Here is a 25,564-nt window from a genome sequence, read left to right as displayed (position 1 = left end):
ACGGTCTAGATTTTAAGGGTTAACAAGTTAAAGTATTTCAGACACAAAAAAGGCGCCGTAAGGCGCCTTTTTCAATTCATATACAATGAATTACTTTTCTTCAGCTACTTTCACTGTGTCTTTAACTGTCACTGAAATGCGACGGTTAACACGGTGTGCTTCAGCATTCTTACCATTGTCTAGAAGCTGAGTTTCGCCGTAACCGATAGTCTCTAAACGAGAACCTTCGATACCGTACATGTCTACCATTACTTCTTTGAAGTTCGCAGCACGACGCTTAGAAAGGTCCATGTTGTAAGCTTCACTACCTGGTGCAGAAGTGTGACCTTCAATTACCGCAGTTGTTGAAGGATACTGCTTCATGAACTCAGCAAATTCAGAGATTTCTGGATCTTTTGGCATTTTAACTACAGCACTTTCGTTGTCGAATAGAACGCGTAGTGTGATTTCTACTGTCTCTTCGTCAAATACTGTACAACCTTTAGCATCAACTTTTACGCCAGCTGGTGTATCAGGGCACATATCTTTGCTGTCTACAACGCCGTCGTTGTCCGAATCTTTAATTGCACAGCCAGTTGCATCTACTTTAGTGCCAGCTGGAGTGTTAGGACACTGGTCAACGTTGTTTAAAACGCCATCGTTATCATCATCGATGCTACAACCATTTGCGTCAACACGAACATCTGCTGGTGTCATTGGGCACTGGTCTTTGCTATCTACAACGCCATCGTTGTCGCTGTCTTTAGGCGCAGAAGGTGTGCTCTTACCAAATGGAATTGCAAGACCTACTTTAACGCTATAATCGTTATAGCTTTCGCCGAAATCGTGGTATGTCGCGATTTCTGTGATTAGGCGAGCAGTTTCACCTACTTTCCAGTGTTTACCGATACCGATGTTACCAAGTGTCGTTGAATCACCAACTGATTGGCGTTTAACACCACCAAAAACGAACCATGCATCGTTTGGCATAAAGTACATAGCATCTACGCCAGTCATTTCGCCGCTCTCATCACCGCCGTCACGGAAGTCCACAGACAATTTTGTGAACTCTACACGTGCAGCCCAGCTTTGAGTGAAACGGAATCCGTATTCGAATGTCGCACCTAAACCGTCGTCATATACTTCGCCTTCAGTAAGAGAAAGAGGACGCGATTCGTCAGTGTTATAATGCATACCTGAAATACCGAACCAGTTTTTGTACTCTGGCTCAGAAGAGTCTTGTGCAAATGCATTAGTTGCAGAAATTACAGCAAGAGATAGCGCTGCCATTTTAAAGTGTTGTTTCATAGTCACATCCTGTTTAACGTTGAGTGATTATCAATTTTAGATAATTTTGTGTTGTGCTTAACGTATAACGCTAGCACAAATTGTGCCATTTATAATATGGGTTAGGCTGCGATCCCTTGTAATGTGGCAATAATTGTTCGTCTTCCACCATGATCTCGGTGTTCGCCGAGCATGATACCCTGCCACGTGCCAAGTGCAAGCTTGCCTTGTTGGACAGGTATAGTAAGTTGACACCCTAGTATACTCGATTTTAAGTGAGCAGGCATATCATCTTTACCTTCATAAGTATGCCTGAAAAAAGAAAGCTCTTCTTTTACACTATGGTTGAAGAACGCTTCCATATCATGCCTCACTGTAGGGTCGGCATTTTCATTGATTGTCAAACTAGCGCTTGTATGCTGAAGCCATAGGTGCAAAAGGCCGACTTCAACATGACGAATACTGGGTAGTGCAGATTCCACCTGCTGTGTTATCAGGTGAAATCCTCTCGGGTAGCTGTCGAGTGTAATTTTTTCAGACTGCCAGAAATTATTTGTCAAAACAGATTTCCAAATGCGCTAATCCTTCGTCGCACATGAAAGGAAGAATAATTTTAGCACCATCAACCTGGTGACTAATCGTATGTTGCTTTCCTGATACAACGATGGGTGTTGCCATTCCAAATTCGTAACCCCGCTCAGCAAGGTCTCGTTTTGCGTTACCGCAAATCATGTTGGTAACTTCGCCAACCATGTCGCCTACTTCTGCATCAAGCTTCTCAGGGCGCTCGCCAACCATTCTCTCCATTATGGTCAGGGCCAAAGACTCGTCAAAAGTAATAGACATAGAGCCGCGAACGTCAGGGCCCACCATGCCAATTAGCCCCGATACATCGCCTTTGGCGATATCACTTTGTTTGCGCTTGGGCTTGCCCGGGGTCAATTTAGTTTGAGCCATGGTTTCAAGCACGTTCAAAAGACCAGCAATAAACGGGTTCACAAAATCAGCATTCATGTACACTCTCCTGGGCAGCGTGATCTTCCGTTTGTTGACAATCGGCACATAATCCATGGGCCTCTATAGTTTGTTTCGATACTTTGAATCCGTGTTGCTTTGCTTGGCTATCAAGGGTCTCTTGAAGACCTTCAGATTGAATTTCAGCAACATCACCACAGCTGTCACAAATTAGAAACTGAACAGGGTGGTTACAGCCAAAATGATAGCAGGCCACAAACGCATTGGTAGACTCTAAACGGTGAATGAACCCAAAATCGAGAAGAAAATCAAGGGCGCGATAGACTGTTGCAGGTTTAGCACTAGACTCTGTTTCTTTCAGAGAGTCGAGTAGTTCATAAGCACCCATAGGGCCGTGCTTTGAAACAAGAATTTCGTACACCTTTTCTCTAAGCGGTGTGAATCTGGCGCCGCGTTGCTCGCAATAAGCCCGTGCCTTATGAATAAGTGTGGTTTTGTTCATTGATGATAACCGTAAACTCGACTTTCATTGTTATATTAAAGCGTCACTTCTGGATCACGTTTTTTAGTGTGTACATGAGCTATTAACTCATCTTCCAAGGCAAAACGCTCTTCTAATGTCTCACCAAGCTTGGCTAGCGCTGAGTCAAATTCAGCTGCCTGCTCGGGCGTTACTGCTTGTGCAAACGTATCATTAAATGCGAGTGCTGCGTCAGTGGTTTTTGTCAATCTGGGGTAAAGTTTATCTCGTAGTGAAAGGCCTTCATTGTCGTTTTCAACCAACATATCGAAAACCTCAAAGTGTCCTACCGACAAATAATCGAGTAATGCGCTGCAAAAGTTGTCTATTTCATCTGGGTCAGGTAAACACTCGCTTCGCTTGTTAATACCTGCTAGTTCACAGAAAGAAACTAATAGTGCCTGTCTGTCCATTAACCAGCGGTCAATAACCTGGCTTTTCCCGCCCCATTTTGATTTAACGCTTTCTAACTGTTGCAACATTTTGATGTGTTACCCGTTTAGCGACAATAAGTTTCAGTATAACACTGTGCACTAGCGACACAAATTTTGCGCGAAAAAGTTCGTTTCAAAATGTATGGTGGCGATCTATACGCTCAGTATTTAGTGTAGTATGAAGCAGTAAAGAAAAGGAGTGATGTGCAATGATGATAAAGTTGGATGAGGCGAAACTAGCTGCTCAGCAAGCCCTGTGGGTAGTTTTTAGTCGCGGCAAAATTGTAGTACAAGAATCGTCTGAGTCTATCCCCGTTGCTTACCTGAGTGATATTCCATTTTTAGCATCTTATGTCGATGAAATTCATCAACTTCCACCGCTCAATGAGACGGCGCATAGAGATCTGCCCGTATATGTTGTTGATTTGGGCGCTGAGCATGTTGACGAACCCGGTTGGGAACGGGTATCGCTTAGACAGCTTCTTTTTGCCGAATACGATATTGCCTTTTCCGTTATTGGGCGAGCCTGGCAATACATCCACTTCTTGCGTACTCATCAATTTTGCGGGCAATGTGGAGCCAAGACTGAACGCGTAGATTGGGAAATGGCAATGCATTGTCACCGCTGCCAACATCGCAGTTATCCAAGAGTGTCTCCCTGTATCATTGTTTCTATACACGACAGCGAAAAAATATTGTTGGCCAAAGGCGTTCGCCATCGAGAATCTAATATGTATTCAACTCTTGCTGGCTTTGTAGAAAGTGGTGAAAGTCTGGAGCAAGCGGTCCACAGAGAAGTTTTCGAAGAAGTTGGCGTTAAGGTTAAAAACTTGCGCTATTACAATAGTCAGCCATGGCCATTTCCACATTCCTTAATGGTCGGGTTTATTGCCGAGTATGACGAAGGGGAAATTCGTTGTCAGGAGAACGAGATAGATGATGCGCAATGGTTTGATATAGATGCGCTGCCGACTATTCCACCGAAAGTGTCTATTGCGGGACAATTAATTGCTGAAACGGTGTCTCTGATCGGCGACAAATAAAAAACCCTGCCGAAGCAGGGTTTCAATAAGTTTAGCACGGTCCCATGTAGGGCTTCTTTTCTTTAACGGTTATAGTAATAGCAAACACTCACTTTAAGTGCAAGCGTCTTTTTAAAGTAATGTTCAAGTATTGTTTGTCTTTAATAATCGACACTACACCGATTTGTCGTTAAAACATTGATTTTTTAATACAGGTTTTAGCACACCTTAGTTAAGAATACTGGTATACTTTCGCGCTCAAATATCTTCAGTAATTTAGGTGAGTTATATGTCGCAAAATTTCCCCAGTGTTGATAAGCCCGCGTTAAAGAACGATCGTTACTTACGTGCGTTACTTAAGCAGCCGGTTGATGTCACACCTGTATGGATGATGCGACAAGCCGGGCGCTACCTCCCAGAGTACAAAGCGACTCGTGCAGTAGCAGGCGATTTTATGTCGTTGTGCAAGAATGCAGAACTTGCATGTGAGGTGACGCTACAACCTTTACGTCGTTTTCCTCTCGACGCTGCAATTCTCTTTTCGGATATTTTGACCATTCCAGATGCGATGGGCCTCGGTCTTTACTTTGAAACAGGTGAAGGCCCTCGCTTTAAAAATCCAATCACGTGTAAAGCGGATGTGGATAAAATAGGCCTTCCTGATCCAGAAGGTGAATTACAGTACGTAATGAATGCCGTTCGTACTATTCGCCGTGAGCTTAAAGGTGAAGTGCCATTAATTGGTTTTTCTGGAAGCCCTTGGACACTCGCGACTTACATGATTGAAGGTGGTTCAAGTAAAGCCTTTACCAAAATCAAGAAAATGGCATTTGCTGAGCCAGCAACGCTTCATGCGTTACTAGCAAAACTGGCTGATTCTGTTACTGAGTATTTAAATGCTCAAATCGCTGCGGGCGCGCAGTCAGTCATGGTATTTGATACTTGGGGGGGCGTGTTATCTCCTCGTGACTACAAAGAATTCTCGCTTCAGTACATGGAGCGCATTGTAAGTGGGCTGACCCGTGAAAATGAAGGCCGTAAAGTACCTGTTACCTTGTTCACCAAAAACGGTGGCATGTGGCTAGAATCGATTGCGGCGACAGGCTGCGACGCAGTAGGTTTAGACTGGACTATCGACATTAAAGAAGCGCGTGCGCGCATTGGCGATAAAGTTGCACTTCAAGGTAATATGGATCCATCAATGCTGTATGCTCAACCGCAAAGAATTGAGCAAGAAGTGGCGTCCATTCTAGAAGGTTACGGTGAAGGTAGCGGTCACGTATTTAATTTAGGTCACGGTATCCATCTAGACGTACCACCTGAAAATGCAGGTGTGTTCGTTAATGCGGTACATGAACTTAGTAAGCAATATCACAAGTAAGCGACTTCGATAAAGGAAGTAAAATGAAAACGTGGCTTGTGTTGTTGCTGATAGCGTTTGCATTGATAGCAGGGTATAAATTTTCTGGCTATCAACACCAACTCAGTGAATCCAATGCAGAAAAAGAGCGACTAACCAATGTGTTAGCGCGCTCTCGTGCCACGGAAACGAGTGAGCTGAAAGTTATTAAGCCCGCCGCCAAGTTGGTTTCAAATGAAGCAGGTGCGGTGCTCTTGGATACAAGCGTTACGAAAAACGGCGAGATGAATGTTGCCCCCGTTGCTGAGAATGTCCAAATCATGGCGCCAGAGGTTTTCTACACTAAAACCGAAGGCTCACTCAATACGTTTTTTGCGCTGCCGCCTAACAACGAGCGCTTTGTTTTAGACTCGGTAAAATGTGAGAACGGACATTGCGAAATAACGGGTGAGTATGACGGTTCTGAAACTGAGCTGTCGCGAGTTATTGAAGCATTGGAACAGGAGCCGTGGTGGGAATTCGGCTCGCCCGTCATAACCACGCAAGTGGCACAGCGAGGCCTGAAACTTAACGTTTCTTTCGCCGCATCCCATTCGCCAAATGCTCGTGTGCGTTATCGGAATAGCACTCAGGCCGATTTAAACAGTCAGCTTGCTTCGGCGGGTTAACCCGAAAACCTATATAGCTAAACTAAATGAATTCGCGGTATGCCTTATTCAAGCGTGTACTGCGTTAGGCGTCTCTTGGTAAACCTTTTTCAATTACGCGAATAAGCCGCGCTTGCTGCCTGTTTTTTGCATCAGACGCTTGTTGCTTCTCTTGCTGCCGCTTAAGAGCCCAATCAATATGTCTGTCCACCAAGTCACTCACGCTCCCTCGTCTTTCTTTCAAAAGCAGAATGCTTTGTTCATCATACGGAGCGTTTCCTAACGCAACGGCAATATTACGCTGCCACTTCTCAAAGCCAATCCGCCTGATGGGAGAGCCTTCCGTATTGCGCAAGAAGGTTTCTTCAGACCAGCCGAAAAGCGCATTGAGACTTTGGCCGTGTAGCACTTGTCGCGGGTGGAAATCTTCTTCACTGGTAACATCGGCAAAGCGATTCCAAGGGCAAACAAGTTGGCAATCGTCACAGCCATAAATGCGATTGCCCATCATGGGGCGCAAATCTTCGGGAATATCTTTGTCTGATTCAATGGTGAGATAGGAAATACAGCGACGGGCATCTACTTTATAAGGCGCAACAATTGCATTGGTCGGGCAGATGGTTAGACACGCCGTGCAGGTGCCGCAACCCTCTTCAATTGGTGAGTCAGTGGGTAATGGCAAATTGATGAACAGCTCACCTAAGAAGAACCAAGAGCCGGCTTCTTTGTTGAGTGTCAGGCTGTGTTTCCCCGTCCAGCCAATACCCGCTTTTTCAGCAATAGCGTGTTCCAACACGGGGGCTGAGTCTACAAACGGGCGATATTGGGTATGCGCCAAGGATGCGGTGATTTTCTCTCCCAATTGCTTCAGACGTTTGCGCAGCACTTTGTGGTAGTCACGGCCCAATGCATAGCGGCTGATGTATCCTATTTCTGGCTTTTTTAAATGCTTAGCAAACGAGGCGTCGGGAGGTAAGTAGTTCATGCGAACGCTGATAACCCGTAATGTCCCTGGGACCAACTCATCAGGCCGGGCACGCTTCATCCCATGACTCTCCATAAAGGCCATGTCACCGTGATACCCATTGTCTAACCATTCCTGAAGGTGTGCCTCGTGCTGATGTAGATCAATATCGCTGATGCCAACCTGCTGAAAGCCTAGCGCTGTACCCCAAGCCTTGATATTGTTGGTTAATTCAACAAGGTCGATAGAACTAAATTCGGACATGTGCTCATGCTAGATACTCAATTAACGTCAAGTTTATCATACAAATTATTTCGGGCCGATCAGGTTAGGGAAAATGAGGGACAAGCCGCCGCGGATTCGGGCTGCGATATGTTCACCTTGATGCAACGAGCTGGTGATGTGGTGTTTAAGCAGTGTCTTGAGCTTATGCCAAACTCAGACGTTTACTTAGTGCTGGTGGGCCAAGGTAACAATGCGGGTGACGGCTACATTGCAGCAATAAACGCAAAACTTGCGGGTAAACAAGTGCATTTATGTGCGGTTGAGCCTGAACGTACGCTGGAAGGTGATGCTGGCAAAGCACAGCAGCGCTGGCTCGATTCAGGAGGCAGTATCAATGGGTTTGACGCTGCGCTCCTCGAGAAGTCTGACGTAGTGATTGATGCGCTTCTTGGTACAGGTATTAATAGCTATATTCGCAATGAGTTTGCAGACATCATTGATGCGGTGAATGCGTCATCAACACCGGTAGTAAGCGTTGATGTGCCGTCAGGGCTTGATGCAAATACAGGACAGAGCCTAGGGCGATGTGTTCAGGCTGATATCACCGTTACTTTTGTAGGCATTAAGCCGGGGCTTGTTACTGGTGCGGGTAAACAATCGTGCGGTAAGTTAGTGTATGCGGATTTGGGTATCGGCAAAGCGTTCCAAGCATTAGCTAAAGCGAGCGCGACCATGCTAAATATCGACCACTTTAAAGGTATGGGGCCACGGGAGATTAACAGTCATAAAGGGACTTACGGTCGACTATTGTGCATTGGCGGTAACCGCGGAACAGCAGGTGCCATTCGACTCGCCAGTGAAGCCGCGCTGAGAAGTGGTGCGGGCATGGTACGCGTGTATACCCATGAGTCGTCAGTCGTTCAGGTCAGTGCAGGCAGACCTGAACTCATGGTCACCGACTTTAATTTGGAAGATGCATTAGCTTGGGCAACCTGTGTGGTTATTGGACCGGGTCTTGGGCAAGATGAATGGGCAGAAAGCGCATTTGAAACCACCATGAAGCACTGTCAAAGCCACAATAAGCCTGTGGTCATTGATGCTGACGCGCTAAATCTGTTGTGTCAGCAGTCAACCGCGTACACCTTGTCTGACAGTATTTTAACCCCTCACGCGGGCGAAGCTGCGCGTTTACTCGGTGTTTCTATTGATGATGTAGAAAGCGACCGTTTTAACTACGCAAGGCAGTGCTCACAGCGATACCATGCGGTCTGTGTACTAAAAGGGGCGGGTACGCTTATCGACAATGAAAAGAAAACCTGGGTTTGCCGTCACGGTAATCCAGGTATGGCTACCGCAGGAAGCGGTGATGTATTAAGCGGAATATTGGGCGCGTTGCTCGCGCAAGGCGTAGAAACAGATATTGCAGCGAAATATGGTGTAGTGCTTCATGCTAAGGCTGGCGATGATATTGCCCAACTGTATGGTCAACGTGGTATGATAGCGAGCGATTTGTTTGACGCAGTACGTGCGCTTATAAACCACTAGTTAGCGTGGTTTTGTCTTGAACGGGCAGGCATCTACTGTGTTATTCGGCTTTCTATTACTGTGGAATATTGTTGATGTCTTACCCGCATACCTCTTTTTTTGCTAATGAAGTAGATGATACTGCGCAGCTTGCCAGAGATTTAGCGCAGGCTGTTTCGAGTCAACTCCCTACCGATGCTGTTATTTATTTAAACGGCGACTTAGGTGCAGGGAAAACGACATTTAGCCGATATTTCATTCAATCTTTAGGTCATTCAGGTAGCGTTAAAAGTCCAACCTATACATTGGTTGAACCTTATGAGTTGGACGGCGTCAATATCTATCACTTCGACCTGTATCGCTTAGCCGACCCAGAAGAGTTAGAGTTCATGGGAATTCGCGATTACTTTGGTTCGGGCGCTATCGCGCTTATTGAATGGTCGGAAAAAGGGGGCGAATACTTGGCATCCCCAGACTTAGTGATTAGTATAAATATTACGCCATCGGGTAGGCAGTTTAATTTGGAAGCAAAAAGTGCCCACGGTGCGAAATTGCTTCAGCAATGTAAGCGCGTTTAGCGCAAATGCGAAATGAAAGAAAAACTGAATAAATAGCCGCTCCGGAGTTGACGAGAGCAGCATAACAATAACAGAAAGGCTAATTATGGTGCGCAGTATAGTTTCGGTATTATTATTGTGTTTCGTCGTGCAATTCGCACACGGTGCGCAAAATAACATCGACGGGATTAGGATATGGCCGTCGCCGGACAATACGCGCGTTGTTTTCGATATGAAATCAGCGCCAGAGTTCACCTATTTTACACTTAAAAATCCGCTTCGGCTTGTCATCGATCTTAACAACACCAGCGACACCGCTAAGCTTTCTGGCATTGAAAACAGCGGTGATTTGATTAAAAAGCTGCGCTACTCCACACCGAAAAACAAATCATCTGCCAGAGTGGTTGTTGAGCTCAATAGAAATACCAAGCCTTCGTTATTTGCAGTAACCCCCGATGGTGCTTACGGACACAGGCTGGTTGTCGATTTACCAGATAGCGCGCCGAAGCCATCGCCAACGTTATCAGCGTCGGCATCAACTGGCTCTGTCGTTATTGATGATTCTACCAGTGCCCGAGACCGAGACATTATCGTCGCCATCGACGCCGGGCATGGTGGACATGACCCAGGTTCAATCGGTCCGGCTGGTACCTATGAAAAGCACATCACCCTGAGTATCGCCAAAAAACTGGAAGACATGATAAACCGGGAGCGAGGTATGCGCGCCATCATGACTCGTGGCGATGATTATTATGTTTCTCCTAATCGACGTCCTGAAATTGCGCGCGAGAAAAAAGCCGATTTGCTTATTTCCATCCACGCCGATGCGTTTAGTCAGCCTCAACCGCGAGGTGGTTCGGTGTGGGTACTATCCATGCGAAGAGCAGACACTGAATTAGGCCGCTGGCTAGAGAAATCTGAACGTCACTCTGAATTACTCGGTGGTGCAGCTGAAGTGATCAATGATAAATCAAGCGAGCGATATCTTACTGAAACCATACTGGGTTTATCGATGGATCACAGCATGGCGACCAGCCACGATTTAGGTAATAAAGTGGTTGAAGAGCTAAAGCAGGTGACCAGTCTGCATAAAAGAAAACCACAAGCCGCCAGTTTTGCAGTTTTGACCGCGCCTGACATCCCCTCTATTTTGGTCGAAGTTGGTTTCATTTCTAATCCGCAAGAAGAGAAGAATCTGAACTGGTCTAAACATCGCGAACGCTTAGCGAATGCCATGTTTAATGCGACTAAGCGTTACTTCAAGCAAGTTCCCCCTGATGGTACACTGTGGGCACAAGAAAGGGCGAACAACCGAACGCACAAAGTAAGAAGCGGCGAGTCGCTCTCGTTATTAGCACAGCGTTACAATGTAAAAGTAAGCAGCATCAAAGCAGCGAATGATCTTTCAAGTGATGTTGTACGCGTAGGGCAGGTACTAAATATTCCGAGAACATAAACCAAGGTTTTGTTTCATCGGCTTTTTCAGCACTCATTGCACTTACATATCGTATCGCCACGAATCCATATAGTTAATATCATAGGGTAGTCCTTTGCCTATACAGCTTTTATCTCCCCAACTTGCAAACCAGATTGCCGCTGGTGAAGTGGTTGAGCGCCCCGCGTCTGTGGTTAAAGAATTACTAGAAAACAGCCTTGATGCTGGTGCCACCAAAATAGAAGTCGATATTGAAAAAGGTGGCCACAAACGCATTCGAATAAAAGACAATGGGTCAGGCATTGTCAAAAGTGAACTGCAGCTGGCATTAAGTCGCCATGCAACCAGCAAAATCACCACTCTGGATGACTTAGAACAAATTCTCTCTCTTGGCTTTCGTGGCGAAGCGCTGGCCAGTATTAGCTCGGTGAGCCGGTTAACTCTGACATCGCGCACTGAGTCTCAAGGTGAGGCGTGGCAGGCCTATTGTGAGGGTAGGGAAATGGCGGTAAATATCCAGCCAGCGGCCCACCCTGTTGGCACCACAATTGACGTGGCAGATCTGTTTTACAACACGCCAGCAAGACGTAAGTTTTTACGCACCGAAAAAACCGAATTTCAGCATATTGAAGAAGTCATAAAACGCATAGCACTGAGCTATCCCAAGGTTTCATTTGTTTTAAAACACAACGATAAAGTAGCAAAGCGCTTTATCGCCGACAAAGCAGGCAGTTTAGCCACCCGAATTGGCGCAGTGGTTGGACAAAAGTTTGTTCAAAATGCCGTACATATTAGTACTGAGTATGAAGGTCTTCACATTGATGCTTGGCTAGGGAATGAGGCCATGCTTCGCAGCAGTAATGATTGCCAGTTCAGTTTTGTTAACGGCAGAGGCATGCGAGATAAGCTTATTATGCACGCTATTCGCCAAGCGTACGAAAGCGTTTGGGGTGTGGTGGAGCAACCAAGCTTTGTGGTGTACTTAACGGTTAACCCTAAAGATGTGGATGTAAATGTTCATCCCGCCAAGCATGAGGTGAGGTTTCAACAAGGCAGATTGGTGCACGACTTTATCTGTAAAACCGTGAGTGATGCGCTGCACGCCATGACCGACGAACAGCCTTTATCAGGAATGGACGCAAGCCGTCCTTCGGGCTCAGATTTCATGTCTTCTCAGGTAGAACACGATTACATTAGGCCTTTACAGAATCAAACGTCGGATAATGCACAGGCGTTCAACGAGTCTTCTCGTTACTCGACGGGGGGAGTCTCGCAAGGCGCGCCACAGCCTTATGGGCAATTTACAGGCAGTCCAAGAAATACATCCTCGGGAAGTGCCAGTGGTGGACGAAGTGGTGGCGCTGCACATAAGCAAAGTCGAGGGCCAAGTGCGGCATATCAGTCAAATTACAATGCGTTAATGACGCCAAATAGCGACATTATTAACAACAATGCAGATCCGATACCCGTTGCAGAGCACGTTAATCTAACTTCCCAGTGTAGAATTTACCCAAAATCAGAAAAAATTTACCTTCTTTGTGCAACTAAAGTTGCAAGTATCTGGTTAAGCGAACTATTTTTAAAAGCGCAGCATGGACAACCGTTGTTAATGCCCGTTGCTGTTTCGCTCAATAATGTCAATGAGCAACTAATTACACTGCTAAACGACGCGCATTTTGAAGTGAATAAAGTGGCTGGCAAATATCGGCTGCAACAGGTGCCGGCCGGTACCAGGCACTTGCCGTGGCTCAAGTGGTTTGAATACTTCTTATTAGTTGAACTAAATGATGAAGTAAATTCACTTGATGATGCCGTAAGATCATTGGATTTGCCTGAACATGTTTTAGATGAAGAGACATCAAATGCGCTGTGGTACTGGTTGGATCAGCAGAGCGAAGTGAAACAATGGGAAATTATTGAGCAATTTGCTAAAGTGCGCCCCTTAAATTCAGTGCTAGATGTATGGGGAGAATAAGGTGTCCAATGGCATAAATTCTGCATTGCCAGTAATAGCAATTATGGGCCCCACGGCATCAGGCAAGACAGGCTTGGCGCTTGATATAGCGGCCAAGGTTGAAAGCGAAGTAATAAGTGTTGACTCAGCCCTTGTTTATAAAGGTATGGACATCGGCACTGCGAAGCCAACGCAGGAAGAGCAAGCAGGCGTAGTACATCATCTAATTGATATTATCGACCCTGCACAAAGCTATTCGGTGTCGCAATTTGTAAACGACACTAATGCGCTAATTGGCGATATTTTAGCGCGTGGCAAGGTGCCAATTTTGGCTGGAGGTACAATGATGTACTTTAATGCCTTGATAAATGGAATTTCGCCACTACCTAAGTCAGATGAAAAGACACGGGACGAAATAACACAGCAGGCACAACGCTTGGGTTGGTCTAAATTACACGATGAATTACGTGGTGTAGACCCAATTAGTGGTGAGAGAATTCACCCCAACGACCCACAGCGAATTACCCGTGCGCTGGAAGTGTATAGAAGTACCGGCAAGACGTTGACACATTGGCAACAACAAGAGGGTGAAAAGTGCCCTTATAACATTGCACAATTTGCCATAGCGCCCGCAGACAGGGCAGTGTTGCACGAACGTATAGCGACCCGCTTTGATTTGATGTTGGAGCAAGGGTTTGAGAATGAAGTAGTAAAGCTCTACGAACGCAGTGATCTTCATGAAGATTTGCCTTCTATTCGTTCGGTAGGGTACAGACAGATGTGGCAGTACCTAGACGGCCAATTGAGTTACGCAGAAATGCGTGAAAGAGGCATTATCGCTACAAGACAGCTCGCCAAGCGTCAGCTCACGTGGTTACGGGGCTGGGAGCAGGTTACATGGCTAGACACATTTGCTAACGATAATTTGACTAAAATTACAGCGAAAGTCACACTTTAAATGTTTGAGTGTGGTATATATTAGACGTGCAGTGATAGTGAAATTCCTATCACGAATAATAAAAACTAAGGATATCAAATGGCTAAAGGGCAATCTTTACAAGACCCATTCTTGAACGCTTTGCGTAAGGAACGTATTCCAGTATCAATTTATCTGGTAAACGGTATTAAACTTCAGGGACAGGTTGAATCTTTCGACCAGTTCGTAATTTTACTGAAGAACACAGTAAGCCAAATGGTGTATAAGCACGCGATTTCTACTGTTGTTCCAGCACGCGCTATCACAATGCCTAGCGCAGGAGATTCTGAAAATACTAAAGGTGAATAATTTAAAAGGTAACGCGCTTGTTTGACCGTTATGAAGCCGGTGAACAGGCTGTACTTGTTCATGTTAATTTTTCCGACGAGAACAGTAAAGAAGACTTAAGTGAGCTTGAATTGCTTGTGTCTTCAGCAGGGGTTAATGCGGTAGAAGTTATTACGACTTCGCGCAGTGCGCCTCATGCTAAGTTTTTTGTTGGTTCAGGTAAGGCAGAGGAAATAGCAGCGGCAGTGAAAGCACACGATGCCAACGTTGTTATTTTCAACCACGCGCTTTCTCCTTCTCAGGAGCGTAATTTAGAAGCGGTGTGTAAATGCCGGGTGTTAGATAGAACGGGGCTAATTCTCGATATTTTTGCGCAGCGCGCAAGAACACATGAGGGTAAGCTTCAGGTCGAGCTAGCCCAGTTGAGGCATATCTCAACTCGTCTCATCAGAGGATGGACCCACCTTGAGCGTCAAAAAGGTGGTATTGGTCTTCGCGGTCCAGGTGAGACACAGCTAGAAACTGACCGTCGACTACTTCGTGGTCGTATTAAAGCCATTCTTCGTCGTTTGGAAAAAGTGCAAAAGCAACGCGAGCAGGGTCGCCGCTCGCGCAAACGCGCTGAAATTCCAACGGTATCCTTAGTTGGCTATACGAATGCGGGAAAATCGACGCTGTTTAACACCATTACCGACTCACACGTTTACGCTGCCGATCAGCTGTTTGCAACGCTAGATCCCACGTTACGCAAAATCGATTTAAAAGACGTAGGGCCGGCTATTTTAGCCGACACGGTAGGTTTTATTCGTCATCTTCCCCACGACCTCGTTGCTGCGTTTAAAGCGACACTTCAAGAGACTCAAGAAGCAGATTTACTGCTCCATGTGGTTGATATTGCTGATGCAAAATATCGCGAAACCATGGATGAAGTTAATGATGTACTTGAAGAAATTGAAGCTGGAGAGATTCAACAATTACTAATCTGTAATAAGATTGATAAACTAGACGACGTTCAACCGCGTATAGAAAGAAACGACGAAGGCGTGCCTGTCAGAGTGTGGCTATCTGCACAAACAGGCGAAGGAACGGAATTATTGAGCCAAGCTTTAACCGAATGTTTAGGTAAAAGTATGGTGAATTACACATTAAAGATTCCGCCTGCACAAAGTCGATTGCGCGGCGTGTTGTACGAACTAAACTGTATTGCTAGTGAAGAATACGACAGTCAGGGAGACTGGGTAGTTGATGTAAGAATGCCCGCCGCTGACTGGAACAGACTTGAAAAACGTCTGGAAAACGGAATATCAGAGTATGTTGTGCGACATTAGTCAGTGCTAGTCACTGCATTGAGCATGCGAAATTCAAAAATATAACAGTAATCTATGGAGTATCAGCATGGCTTGGAATGAGCCGGGTGGCAATAATAACGACCCGTGGAAGAATCGCGGTGGGAAAGAGCAAGGTCCCCCAGATTTGGACGATGTTTTTAAGAACTTATTTGGTAAGTTTGGAAAGTCAGGTGGCAACGGTGGTGGCTCAGGCAAAAGCCTAGGTGGTATCGGCGCTGGTATTCTTGTAGGTTTACTTGTCGTAATTTGGTTCATTAGTGGTTTTTACACTATTCGTGAAGCAGAGCGTGGCGTAGTGCTTCGCTTCGGTGAGTATCACGAGCAGGTTGAGCCGGGTCTTCGTTGGGCGCCAACGTTTATTGACTCAGTAATCCCAGTTGATGTTCAGTCAATTCGCGACCAGTCATCTTCAGGCTCTATGCTCACAGAAGACGAAAACGTGGTAAGCGTTCAAATGGAAATGCAATTTCGCGTTGTAGACCCGTATCGTTGGACGTTTGCTGTTGAAAGCCCTGAGCAGAGTTTAAGCCAGTCTCTTGATAGCGCTATTCGCTACGTAGTTGGCCACTCTAAAATGGACGACGTACTTACCGACGGCCGTGAAGTAACGCGTCAGCGTGTATGGGAAGAGCTTCAAGCGATCATTGAACCCTACAACATGGGTGTTTCCATTATCGATATGAACTTCCGTGATGCCCGCCCACCAGAGCAAGTTAAAGATGCTTTTGATGATGCGATTGCTGCACAGGAAGATGAACAACGTTTTATTCGTGAAGCTGAAGCTTATGCGAGAGAGATTGAGCCACGTGCTCGTGGTCAAGTAAATCGCATGAATGAAGAAGCGCAAGCCTATAAAGAGCGTGTAACGTTGGAAGCGCAGGGTGAAGTGGCACGTTTTGAAGAGCTGCTTCCACAATATGAGCGCGCACCTCAGGTTACTCGCGAACGTATCTATCTTGAAACCATGGAAGAAGTGTTGGGTAACACCAGCAAAATCATGGTTGATAGCAAAGGCGGAAACAACATGATGTACCTGCCTCTGGATAAAATTATGGAGCGTCAGCAGTCGTCGTCTAACGATCGCTCACGCAACACGCTAGAAAGCTTACAAACACCTGTAACTGATACTTCAGGCAGAAGCCGTAATTCGTCGCCAACCTCTGGTTTACGCGGTGACAGCTACAGAGAAGGGAGATAAGCATAATGAAGAATTTATTAATAGCAGCATTCGTTCTTCTTGTTTTGCTTGCATCAGGTTCTCTGTTTGCAGTTAAAGAGGGTGAGCGTGCCATTGTTATTCAATTTGGTAAGGTTCAGCGCGATGACGCGACCGGTGAAACTCGGGTTTTTGAGCCAGGTTTACACTTTAAACTTCCGTTTATTGACTCGGTACGCCATTTAGATGCGCGTATTCAAACGTTGGATGGAACGCCTGATCGCTTTGTAACAAGCGAGAAGAAAGACCTGATTGTTGACTCTTATGTTAAGTGGCGCATAGAAGACTTTGCACGTTACTACCTATCAACGGGTGGCAACAAGCTGCAAGCAGAAGCGCTACTGAAGCAAAAAGTAAACAACGGCCTACGTTCTGAGTTTGGTACTCGTACTATTGCACAAATCGTTTCTGGTGAGCGTTCAGCGCTTATGAACCAGGCAATGGAACAAGCTTCTACATCGTCTGATGAGCTTGGTATTGAAATTGTAGACGTACGCGTTAAGCAGATTAACTTACCTACTGAGGTGAGCAACTCGATCTTCCAGCGCATGCGCGCAGAGCGTGCCGCCGTAGCTCGTGAGCACCGTTCAGAAGGTCAAGAGCAAGCCGAGGTCATTAAGGCAAACATTGATGCGAAGGTAACGGTAATGCTTGCTGATGCTGAGCGTAATGCACGTCAACTTCGCGGTGAAGGTGATGCGATTGCGGCACAAATTTACGCTGACGCTTACTCAAAGAACGCTGATTTTTACAGCTTCCTGCGCAGTATGGACGCGTATAAGCAAAGCTTTAACAGCAAACAAGATGTCATGGTTATTGCACCAGACAGCGACTTCTTCAAGTATATGAACAAGTCAAACGGTAACTAAATAGCCGTAATTTGAAGCGTTAAAAACCAGTCTTTTTAGACTGGTTTTTTTACGCCTTTTGAAAGGCTAACGGTATGATATAGCGAGTTATATTTAATCTGTGTAGCCGGGCAATTTAGGAAAATGTACACTGACTTAACCCTTCATTTACCCTATCCACTGCCAAAATTTTACTAAATCGGGTAAAATACCGTCTGAATACTATTAAAACACGTCACTATTTATGTACAAGGTTGATGCCTTCCCAGCATTAACCTTGGTGTGGTAGACGTCAATAAACGACAGAGGGAAGATTTTGACAACGGAAAATACAAATACAGTGTCTGCCGATGATAGGGGCGGACAAGGTGGGTTATTCTCGCGATTTCTCACCACGGTGGAATGGTTAGGAAACCTGCTTCCACATCCAGTAACGCTGTTCGCTCTGCTTTCACTTTTCATTGTGTTACTTAGTGGGATACTTGGTTACTTTGACATTGCTGTAGCTGACCCTCGCCCAATAGGTGCAAAGGGGCGTGAAGAAGACGGTATGATTGAAGTCATATCGCTGATGAGCGCAGAAGGTTTGCAGCGAATAGTGACAGGCTTGGTTACCAATTTCACAGGCTTTGCGCCACTGGGTACCGTACTTGTTGCGCTTCTTGGTGTATCGGTAGCAGAACATTCTGGCCTGTTATCAGCAGCAATGCGCGCGTTGGTGATGAATGCCTCTAAACGTGCCGTGACCTTTGCTATCGTCTTCGCAGGTATCATTTCAAACACTGCATCAGAGCTTGGCTACGTGGTACTTATTCCACTGGCAGCGATGATTTTCCACTCGTTAGGTCGTCACCCGTTAGCGGGTCTGGCCGCCGCGTTTGCAGGTGTATCGGCTGGCTATAGCGCCAACCTACTGCTTGGAACTGTTGACCCACTGTTGTCGGGTATCACGGAAGCCGCTGCTCACATGATTGACCCCGACTATATGGTAGGCCCAGAAGTAAACTGGTACTTCATGTTCATCAGTACCTTCGTTGTAGCCACAATGGGCGCGTTGGTCACCGAAAAGGTTGTTGAGCCGAGACTCGGTAAATTTGACCCTGCTGATGCTTCCATAGATTTAGGCAAGCAATCAATGGACGCGCCTACGGATTTAGAAAAGAAAGGCCTGCGTTGGGCAGGTATATCGTTTGTTATTGTTTGCGCGATACTAGCGCTAACGGTAGTGCCAGAAAACGGTATATTGCGTCATCCAGAAACAGGTGAAGTAGCGGGCTCTCCGTTCCTTAAAGGCATTGTTGCATTCATATTTATCACCTTTGCTATTCCTGGCTTTGTTTACGGTAAAGTTACCAAGTCGATGAAGAACGACAAAGATGTTATTGATGCCATGTCTAAAAGCATGGGGGCAATGGGTCTTTACATTACGCTAGTATTCTTTGCTGCGCAGTTTGTTGCGTTTTTCAAATGGACAAACCTAGGCACAGTATTAGCCGTTAAAGGTGCTGCGTTGTTACAAGCGGCAGGGTTAGATGGCCCAGCGGTGTTTATTCTGTTCATTTTGATGTGTGGTGTAGTGAACCTGTCGCTAGGGAGTGCATCAGCGCAATGGGCGGTAACAGCACCTATTTTTGTGCCAATGCTCATGCTCATAGGTTACGCGCCTGAAGTGATTCAAGCTGCATACCGTATTGGTGATTCAGTCACAAACGTTATCGCACCTATGATGAGCTATTTCGGACTAATCTTGGCCATGGCTGCAAGGTACAAGAAAGACTTGGGAATGGGCACGCTCATTGCCATGATGCTGCCTTACTCAATGGTGTTTATCGTAGGTTGGACAATTTTGTTCTACATTTGGGTGTTCCTACTCGGTATGCCGGTAGGCCCGGGCGCAGCGACTTACTATCAGCCTTAAATAGATAGCTTTACGGGCTGCCTCACGCATAATGCGGCAGCAAACTAAGAAAGCGGCATGTGTTTTTGAAAAGTATTTTCGAACACCTGTCGCTTTTTTAATGTCCAAAATCTATTAACGCAATCGCACTTTTTTGGCGTTATAGCAGATCATAATCTAAGGTAATTCAGTATAATACGGATATAGCGCAGTACTTCTCGGACTATGAATACATGAAATACAAATCGAACAAAGGTTTTACTCACGGGCAACCAGATAAAATTGGCGTACTGGTAACGAATTTGGGGACACCGGAAGCGCCAACTAAGCAGGCGTTACGCCCTTATTTGAAAGAGTTTCTTTCTGACCCGCGGGTTGTGGAAGTGCCTAAAGCGATTTGGTGGTTTGTATTAAATGGTATTATTCTAAACTTTCGCCCCAAGCGCTCGGCAGAGGCTTATTCCACCGTATGGACGGAAGAAGGCTCTCCACTTATGGCTATTACTAAAGCGCAAGCATCAGCTATTGCTGAACGCTGTAAAGCCCAATATGGCGATGACGTAATTGTTGATTTTGCCATGCGCTACGGCAAGCCCGCCATTGGTGATACCATCGAGTCCATGTTGGAAAAAGGCGTACGCAAACTCGTCGTTTTACCGCTTTACCCTCAATACAGCGCGTCGACAACTGGCTCCACATTTGATGCTATCGCTAAGGATTTCACCTCTCGCCGTTGGCTCCCAGAACTTCGCTTCGTGAATCACTATCACGACCGCGATAATTTCATTACCGCGCTGGCGAACAAAGTAAAAGCGCATTGGGAAACCCATGGAAGAGCGGACAAGCTTATTTTGTCTTACCACGGTATTCCTAAGCGCTATTTAATGAATGGTGACCCCTATCACTGCGAGTGCCACAAAACGTCGCGCTTGCTTGCCGAGAGACTTGGCCTTTCACACGACGAATATATGACAACCTTCCAATCTCGTTTTGGTCGAGAAGAGTGGTTGAAACCGTATACAGATGAAACGTTAAAGTCTTTACCTGAAAAAGGGGTGAAATCCATTCAGGTTATGTGCCCTGGCTTCTCAGCCGATTGCTTGGAAACTATTGAAGAAATTGGTGAAGAGAATCGCGAGTACTTTATGGAAGCTGGTGGTGAGCGCTATGAATACATCGCGGCACTTAATAGTGACAAAGAACATATAGACGTGCTTTTTGACATAGTGCAAGAAAACCTGCATGGGTGGACAGTACAGTCGGACAACGGTTTGCGCGCAGGCTTAGCAAGAGCGTTAGGCGCTGAAAAGTAGCGTTTGAAAAGCTGACAGTAAACGTTTCGAGGAAAGCCAATAGGGAAATCACCCTTGGTGGCGCATTTATTATATTGAAAGGGAGATAAGGTCGTGGAAGGCAAAGCACCAAAGGCACTACTTAAAGCGCAAAAACTGGCGAACTTGCTGGATACTGCTGTAAAGCTCCCTTTTATCCCAATAAGAATAGGCTTGGATTCAATCGTGGGCCTTATCCCAGGAGCCGGTGACGCGCTTATGCTCTTCGTTTCACTTCGAATAGTTTGGCTGGGAAAATCATTGGGTATGCCCAAAGCGCTAATAGCTCAAATGGTAAAAAACTCAGCAATCGACTTTGGCTTAGGTTTTATTCCATTTGTTGGCGACATTGTGGATATATTCTATAAAGCCAATCAGAAAAATGTCCGTATTATGGAGCGCTGGTGGATAAGCGAAAATAAACATGAGGTAGATAAAGTAACACAGAAGGCACTATCCGAATGGAGTGCTGAATAACCTAGGTTTAGTTACCCAAATACCTGCGCTTTTTTCACTTTGCTTATTTACTGTGTAAAGCTACGTAAAGCTTGAGTAAATAAGAGAACCTTGTCCTTTAGCTAAATGTCTTTTTTGCAAAGACAACCAAGGGCAACGCACGATGACATCAAAAAAATTAACGGAAAAGCCGCTCAAGCGACGCCGCTTTATGAAAACAGCGGTGGGGCTTACATTGGCTCCTATTGCTATCGGGTTGTGGGGTTGTGGAGGTTCTAATTCCACCTCTACAAGTTCCACAGCATCTAACTCCTCATCTTCCAATAACGACACCGATTCAAATGCCGAACCTGAAGAAGATTTTGACGGTTGGGCAAGCGGTGGCACGTCAGCTATGACGTCAGACTTTCCAGACGATAGTTTATTTGATACTGCTTCTGTATGCAGTGTGGCTCTCACAGGTTCTCAAACGGAAGGCCCGTGCTATTTTCAAAGTGACTATCTTGACGACATCTCATATAAGCAAACAGGTTTGCCGATGATGTTGTGTCTTCAGTTAATTGATGAAGCGTGTAATCCCCTATCGGGTTATGAAATTGAAGTATGGCATTGCGATGTAGATGGCGTTTATTCAGGAGATACCAGTGATAGTGCCGATGCCAGCGGATTTAATTCGGCATTTTGCACGGGAAATGAAGTGGATGCATTAAGTGCGAAGTGGTTCAGAGGTATTGCGGTGACAGATGCTAGCGGAAGAATAAACCTAAAAAGCTGTTTTCCCGGCTGGTACAGCAGCCGAGCTATCCACATCCATTTTCGTATACGTTGCAACAATACTGATCAATTGGTTTCTCAATTTGGCTTTTCCGATAACTTTTGCCAAGACATTTGTACCAATCATCCCGACTACAGTCACCGGGGTGAGCCAGACACGTTGCTGGGGCAAGATACAGTGTTTGGCAGTGACTACAATGAATATACATTTAGTGTGTCACAAAACGAAGATGGTTCTTTGCTCGCATACAAGCGCATAATAATCAGTGATTAGACTTCCTTTTTCTCTCCTATACACTATTTTTTAACATGCCCGTTAGCAACGGGCATTTTATTACGCACAGTAAACCCATTCGCAGCATTGTTTCGTAGCACAACTAATAAGAACTTTATTTTCTGCTCAAATTACAAGGAGCGTGCAGCACATGAAAGCGTCCGATTTATTTGTTAAAGCGTTAGAAGCAGAAGGCGTGGAATACGTCTTTGGTATCCCAGGTGAAGAAAACCTCGACTTACTTGAGTCGTTGCGGGAGTCCTCTATTAAACTGGTGCTGACTCGTCACGAGCAAGGCGCTGGTTTTATGGCTGCTACATACGGCAGGCTTACCGGAAAAGTGGGAGTGTGCCTTTCGACCTTAGGGCCTGGGGCCACTAATCTAGTTACTCCCGCGGCTTATGCTCAACTTGGCGCTATGCCAATGTTGATGATTACTGGGCAAAAGCCGATCAAAACCAGCAAACAAGGTCGCTTTCAAGTTATCGACATTGTTGACATGATGCGGCCGATAACTAAATTCACCAACCAGATTGTGAGTGGCGATAGAATTCCTTCTACTGTGCGAGAGGCATTTCGTCTAGCCCATGAAGAGCGCCCGGGCGCTGTACACATTGAACTGCCAGAAGACATTGCCGCAGAACAAACCAGTGCCCAAATACTAACACCTAGCATGGCCCGTCGACCTATCGCCGAATACAAAGCAATTGCTGCTGCGATTACCATGATTGAAGAAGCCCAGTCACCTTTGTTATTGATTGGCGCCGGAGCAAACAGAAAGCTAACAGCGAAAATGCTCAGGGAGTTTGTTGATAAAACCTGCATTCCATTTGTTACCACCCAAATGGGCAAAGGGGTACTAAACGAAAGCGACCCGCGTTTCGCAGGGAATACTGCTCTGTCTGACGGTGACTTTGTACACAGGGCAATAGAGCGTGCCGATCTTATTATCAACGTAGGCCACGATGTGGTAGAAAAGCCACCGTTCTTCATGCACCACAACGATAAAAAAGTGATTCATGTCAACTTTGATTCGGCTGCCGTAGACCCTGTTTACTTCCCGCAACTCGAAGTCGTTGGAGATATTGCTAACAGCATCTGGCAAATAAAAGAAGGCATTACTCCCCAAGACAGTTGGAAACTCGACTTCTACAAAGATGTGCATCAAGCCTATGTAGACCACCGTGCTGAAGCAGAAGACGATAATCGATTCCCTATCTTACCAGAACGTCTTGTACGCGATATTCGTAAAGTTATGCCTGATAACGGCATTGTTACGTTAGACAACGGCGTATATAAAATATGGTTTGCCCGAAATTACCCCGCATATCATCCGAATACTCTGCTTTTAGATAACGCACTGGCTTCAATGGGAGCCGGTTTGCCATCAGCTATAGCAGCCAAACTAGTAAAGCCCGATGTCCCTGTGGTAAGCGTATGCGGCGATGGCGGCTTTATGATGAATAGCCAAGAAATTGAGACTGCCGTTAGGCTTAAGCTTGACCTTGTGGTGATCATCTTGCGCGACGATGCGTACGGAATGATCAAGTGGAAACAAGCAAACATGCAGTTCGATGAGTTTGGTTTAGATTATGGCAACCCCAACTTTGTTAAATACGCACAAAGTTACGGCGCACAGGGCTGGAGAGTTGACGATGCGGATGTACTTATTCACTTAGTTGATAAGTGTTTGAACACAAAAGGCGTACATATTATCGATTGTCCAGTTGATTACAGTATGAATGACAAAACACTAAATCATACGATTAAAGAGCTTAGCGCCAAGCTTTAAGCCAAACGTAACAGAAAGGTAAGGAGTAAAAAATGTTGAAGGAAAGCTATCCCTATTATTTAGCGAGTGAGCCACATTATGCCAATACCGACTTGGACGTGACTAATAAATACACCGGAGAGGTAGCAACCAAGGTGGCGATGGCCGATGCGGATACCATCGATAAGGCCATTGCTGCAGCAGAAGAAGCGCAGCCTGCGATGGCCGCCATGGCTCCTTTCGAAAGACAAGCGGTGCTAGAGCACTGTGTGAAGCGCTTTACCGAAAGAGCCGATGAGTTGGCACAAGCGCTTTGTATAGAGGCTGGTAAGCCAATTAAAGACGCTAAGGGCGAAGTCAGCCGCCTTATCGATACCTTCAAAATAGCGGCAGAAGAATCAGTGCGTATTAACGGCGAGGTGGTGAATTTAGAAATCTCGGCGCGTGCCAAAGGTTATCAGGGCATGACCAAGAAGGTCCCTATAGGTCCATGTTCATTTATATCGCCGTTTAATTTTCCTCTGAATTTGGCTGCGCACAAGGTGGCTCCTGCAATCGCAGCAGGCTGTACCTTTGTACTTAAGCCTGCCTCGCGAACCCCTATTGGTGCGCTCATTATCGGCGAGGTATTAGCTGAAACTGACTTACCCAAAGGCGCATTTTCTATTCTACCTTGTAGCCGCGACGGCGCTGACTTATTCACTACTGATGAAAGACTAAAGCTGCTTAGCTTCACAGGTTCACCTGATGTGGGCTGGGCGCTTAAAGCAAAAGCAGGAAAGAAGCCGGTGGTATTGGAGCTTGGCGGTAACGCCGCATGCGTAGTTGATGAAGATGCCGATATTGAAGACGCCATCGACCGGGTAATTGTCGGTGCTTATTATCAATCAGGGCAAAGTTGTATAAGTGTTCAGCGCCTTTTAGTGCACAGCAAAATATACGATGAGTTTAAGTCACGCTATGTGGAAAAAGTGAAAGCGTTAGTGTCTGGCGACCCGTCTAATGAAGACACCTTTATTGGCCCTATGATCTCAGAAGGCGAAGCAGAGCGCCTTCACGGCTGGATTGAAGAAGCAAAAGAGAAAGGTGCCACCATTCTATGCGGCGGAACGCGAGACGGCGCCATGCTTGAGGCTACGGTAATGGAAAATGTACCAAAGGATTGTGATGCCAGTGCCGAAGAAGCGTTTGGCCCTCTATCTATTCTGGTGCCATTCGATGACTATGACGAAGCGCTTGAAGAAGTAAATAACAGCCGCTACGGACTTCAAGCAGGTGTGTTTACCCGCGATATATACAAAGCGCACAAAGCATGGGACGTGCTTGACGTTGGTGGTGTGGTCATTGGAGATGTACCTAGCTGGCGGGTGGACAACATGCCCTATGGTGGCGTGAAGGACTCAGGTCTAGGGCGCGAAGGTATTCGGTATGCGATTGAAGATATGTCTGAGACTCGACTTATGGTAATTCGTACTCCTCAGTAGTAGATTGAACTTCACTG

General features: G+C 45.9%; 24 protein-coding genes. 18 read left to right on the top strand and 6 right to left on the bottom strand.

What is annotated here, in order from left to right:
• Nucleotides 1-90: 90 nt before the first annotated feature.
• The 5 genes from BZA03_RS11430 to BZA03_RS11410 form a co-directional block, all read right to left on the bottom strand.
• A complete protein-coding gene (locus BZA03_RS11430; protein ID WP_110288845.1) occupies nt 91-1,287 on the bottom strand; it encodes an OmpA family protein in 1,197 nt (398 codons plus the stop codon).
• A gap of 101 nt (nt 1,288-1,388) precedes the next feature.
• The gene (locus BZA03_RS11425; RefSeq protein ID WP_039233612.1) at nt 1,389-1,826 is read right to left on the bottom strand and encodes a secondary thiamine-phosphate synthase enzyme YjbQ; all 438 of its coding nucleotides are present in this window, start codon (nt 1,824-1,826) and stop codon (nt 1,389-1,391) included.
• Nucleotides 1,816-2,280 (bottom strand): chemotaxis protein CheX, encoded by a 465-nt coding sequence (locus BZA03_RS11420; protein ID WP_014951104.1) that lies wholly within the window; start codon nt 2,278-2,280, stop codon nt 1,816-1,818. The genes BZA03_RS11425 and BZA03_RS11420 overlap by 11 nt, the downstream gene beginning before the upstream one ends.
• Entirely contained in the window at nt 2,270-2,743 is a 474-nt protein-coding gene (locus BZA03_RS11415; RefSeq protein ID WP_014951103.1) for a transcriptional repressor, read from the bottom strand. The genes BZA03_RS11420 and BZA03_RS11415 overlap by 11 nt, the downstream gene beginning before the upstream one ends.
• Nucleotides 2,744-2,778: 35 nt before the next feature.
• Complete coding sequence (locus tag BZA03_RS11410) at nt 2,779-3,243, bottom strand: Rsd/AlgQ family anti-sigma factor (protein WP_075177287.1); 465 nt, start codon at nt 3,241-3,243, stop codon at nt 2,779-2,781.
• A gap of 161 nt (nt 3,244-3,404) precedes the next feature.
• Here BZA03_RS11410 and nudC point away from each other — a divergent pair, with 161 nt between their 5' ends.
• The 3 genes from nudC (at nt 3,405) to BZA03_RS11395 (ending at nt 6,245) form a co-directional block, all read left to right on the top strand.
• Entirely contained in the window at nt 3,405-4,238 is an 834-nt protein-coding gene (nudC, locus tag BZA03_RS11405; protein ID WP_081334030.1) for an NAD(+) diphosphatase, read from the top strand.
• 268 nt (nt 4,239-4,506) lie between these two features.
• Nucleotides 4,507-5,598: a uroporphyrinogen decarboxylase gene (gene hemE / locus BZA03_RS11400; protein WP_014951100.1), complete on the top strand. Its 1,092-nt coding sequence runs from the start codon at nt 4,507-4,509 to the stop codon at nt 5,596-5,598.
• Nucleotides 5,599-5,621: 23 nt separating this feature from the next.
• The gene (locus BZA03_RS11395; protein WP_110288844.1) at nt 5,622-6,245 is read left to right on the top strand and encodes a hypothetical protein; all 624 of its coding nucleotides are present in this window, start codon (nt 5,622-5,624) and stop codon (nt 6,243-6,245) included.
• Nucleotides 6,246-6,309: 64 nt separating this feature from the next.
• Here BZA03_RS11395 and queG read toward each other — a convergent pair whose 3' ends face one another.
• Complete coding sequence (gene queG / locus BZA03_RS11390; RefSeq protein WP_014980562.1) at nt 6,310-7,452, bottom strand: tRNA epoxyqueuosine(34) reductase QueG; 1,143 nt, start codon at nt 7,450-7,452, stop codon at nt 6,310-6,312.
• Between the two features lie 6 nt (nt 7,453-7,458).
• Between queG and BZA03_RS11385 the strand changes: the two genes are divergently transcribed.
• From BZA03_RS11385 to BZA03_RS11315, 15 genes are all read left to right on the top strand, one after another.
• Entirely contained in the window at nt 7,459-8,958 is a 1,500-nt protein-coding gene (locus BZA03_RS11385) for an NAD(P)H-hydrate dehydratase (protein ID WP_110288843.1), read from the top strand.
• A 74-nt stretch (nt 8,959-9,032) separates the two neighbouring features.
• On the top strand, nt 9,033-9,515 hold the full coding sequence (gene tsaE, locus BZA03_RS11380; protein ID WP_014951096.1) for a tRNA (adenosine(37)-N6)-threonylcarbamoyltransferase complex ATPase subunit type 1 TsaE: 483 nt from the start codon (nt 9,033-9,035) through the stop codon (nt 9,513-9,515).
• An 85-nt stretch (nt 9,516-9,600) separates the two neighbouring features.
• Entirely contained in the window at nt 9,601-10,950 is a 1,350-nt protein-coding gene (locus tag BZA03_RS11375; protein ID WP_110288842.1) for an N-acetylmuramoyl-L-alanine amidase, read from the top strand.
• A 94-nt stretch (nt 10,951-11,044) separates the two neighbouring features.
• Entirely contained in the window at nt 11,045-12,904 is a 1,860-nt protein-coding gene (gene mutL / locus BZA03_RS11370) for a DNA mismatch repair endonuclease MutL (protein WP_110288841.1), read from the top strand.
• Between the two features lie 43 nt (nt 12,905-12,947).
• Nucleotides 12,948-13,841 (top strand): tRNA (adenosine(37)-N6)-dimethylallyltransferase MiaA, encoded by an 894-nt coding sequence (miaA, locus tag BZA03_RS11365; RefSeq protein ID WP_258364636.1) that lies wholly within the window; start codon nt 12,948-12,950, stop codon nt 13,839-13,841.
• 78 nt (nt 13,842-13,919) lie between these two features.
• Nucleotides 13,920-14,168: an RNA chaperone Hfq gene (gene hfq, locus BZA03_RS11360; protein WP_014951092.1), complete on the top strand. Its 249-nt coding sequence runs from the start codon at nt 13,920-13,922 to the stop codon at nt 14,166-14,168.
• A 17-nt stretch (nt 14,169-14,185) separates the two neighbouring features.
• On the top strand, nt 14,186-15,475 hold the full coding sequence (gene hflX, locus BZA03_RS11355; RefSeq protein ID WP_014951091.1) for a ribosome rescue GTPase HflX: 1,290 nt from the start codon (nt 14,186-14,188) through the stop codon (nt 15,473-15,475).
• Between the two features lie 67 nt (nt 15,476-15,542).
• A complete protein-coding gene (hflK, locus tag BZA03_RS11350) occupies nt 15,543-16,694 on the top strand; it encodes an FtsH protease activity modulator HflK (RefSeq protein ID WP_014951090.1) in 1,152 nt (383 codons plus the stop codon).
• Nucleotides 16,695-16,699: 5 nt separating this feature from the next.
• The gene (hflC, locus tag BZA03_RS11345; protein ID WP_014951089.1) at nt 16,700-17,581 is read left to right on the top strand and encodes a protease modulator HflC; all 882 of its coding nucleotides are present in this window, start codon (nt 16,700-16,702) and stop codon (nt 17,579-17,581) included.
• 295 nt (nt 17,582-17,876) lie between these two features.
• Nucleotides 17,877-19,478 carry an AbgT family transporter gene (locus tag BZA03_RS11340; RefSeq protein ID WP_207198752.1) on the top strand — a complete coding sequence of 534 codons (1,602 nt, stop codon included), beginning with the start codon at nt 17,877-17,879 and terminating at the stop codon, nt 19,476-19,478.
• A gap of 212 nt (nt 19,479-19,690) precedes the next feature.
• Complete coding sequence (gene hemH, locus BZA03_RS11335) at nt 19,691-20,770, top strand: ferrochelatase (RefSeq protein WP_110288839.1); 1,080 nt, start codon at nt 19,691-19,693, stop codon at nt 20,768-20,770.
• A gap of 93 nt (nt 20,771-20,863) precedes the next feature.
• Entirely contained in the window at nt 20,864-21,265 is a 402-nt protein-coding gene (locus tag BZA03_RS11330) for a DUF4112 domain-containing protein (RefSeq protein ID WP_014977648.1), read from the top strand.
• Between the two features lie 142 nt (nt 21,266-21,407).
• Nucleotides 21,408-22,292, top strand: a complete 885-nt coding sequence (locus tag BZA03_RS11325; protein WP_110288838.1) for an intradiol ring-cleavage dioxygenase — start codon at nt 21,408-21,410, stop codon at nt 22,290-22,292.
• Between the two features lie 151 nt (nt 22,293-22,443).
• Nucleotides 22,444-24,084: an acetolactate synthase large subunit gene (locus BZA03_RS11320; protein ID WP_014980556.1), complete on the top strand. Its 1,641-nt coding sequence runs from the start codon at nt 22,444-22,446 to the stop codon at nt 24,082-24,084.
• A 32-nt stretch (nt 24,085-24,116) separates the two neighbouring features.
• The gene (locus BZA03_RS11315; protein ID WP_061486730.1) at nt 24,117-25,547 is read left to right on the top strand and encodes an aldehyde dehydrogenase family protein; all 1,431 of its coding nucleotides are present in this window, start codon (nt 24,117-24,119) and stop codon (nt 25,545-25,547) included.
• Nucleotides 25,548-25,564: the final 17 nt, after the last annotated feature.

The sequence above is a fragment of the Alteromonas sp. I10 genome, assembly GCF_003201515.1.
GTDB lineage: Bacteria > Pseudomonadota > Gammaproteobacteria > Enterobacterales > Alteromonadaceae > Alteromonas > Alteromonas macleodii.
This window is presented reverse-complemented; position numbering and strand designations above follow the sequence as displayed.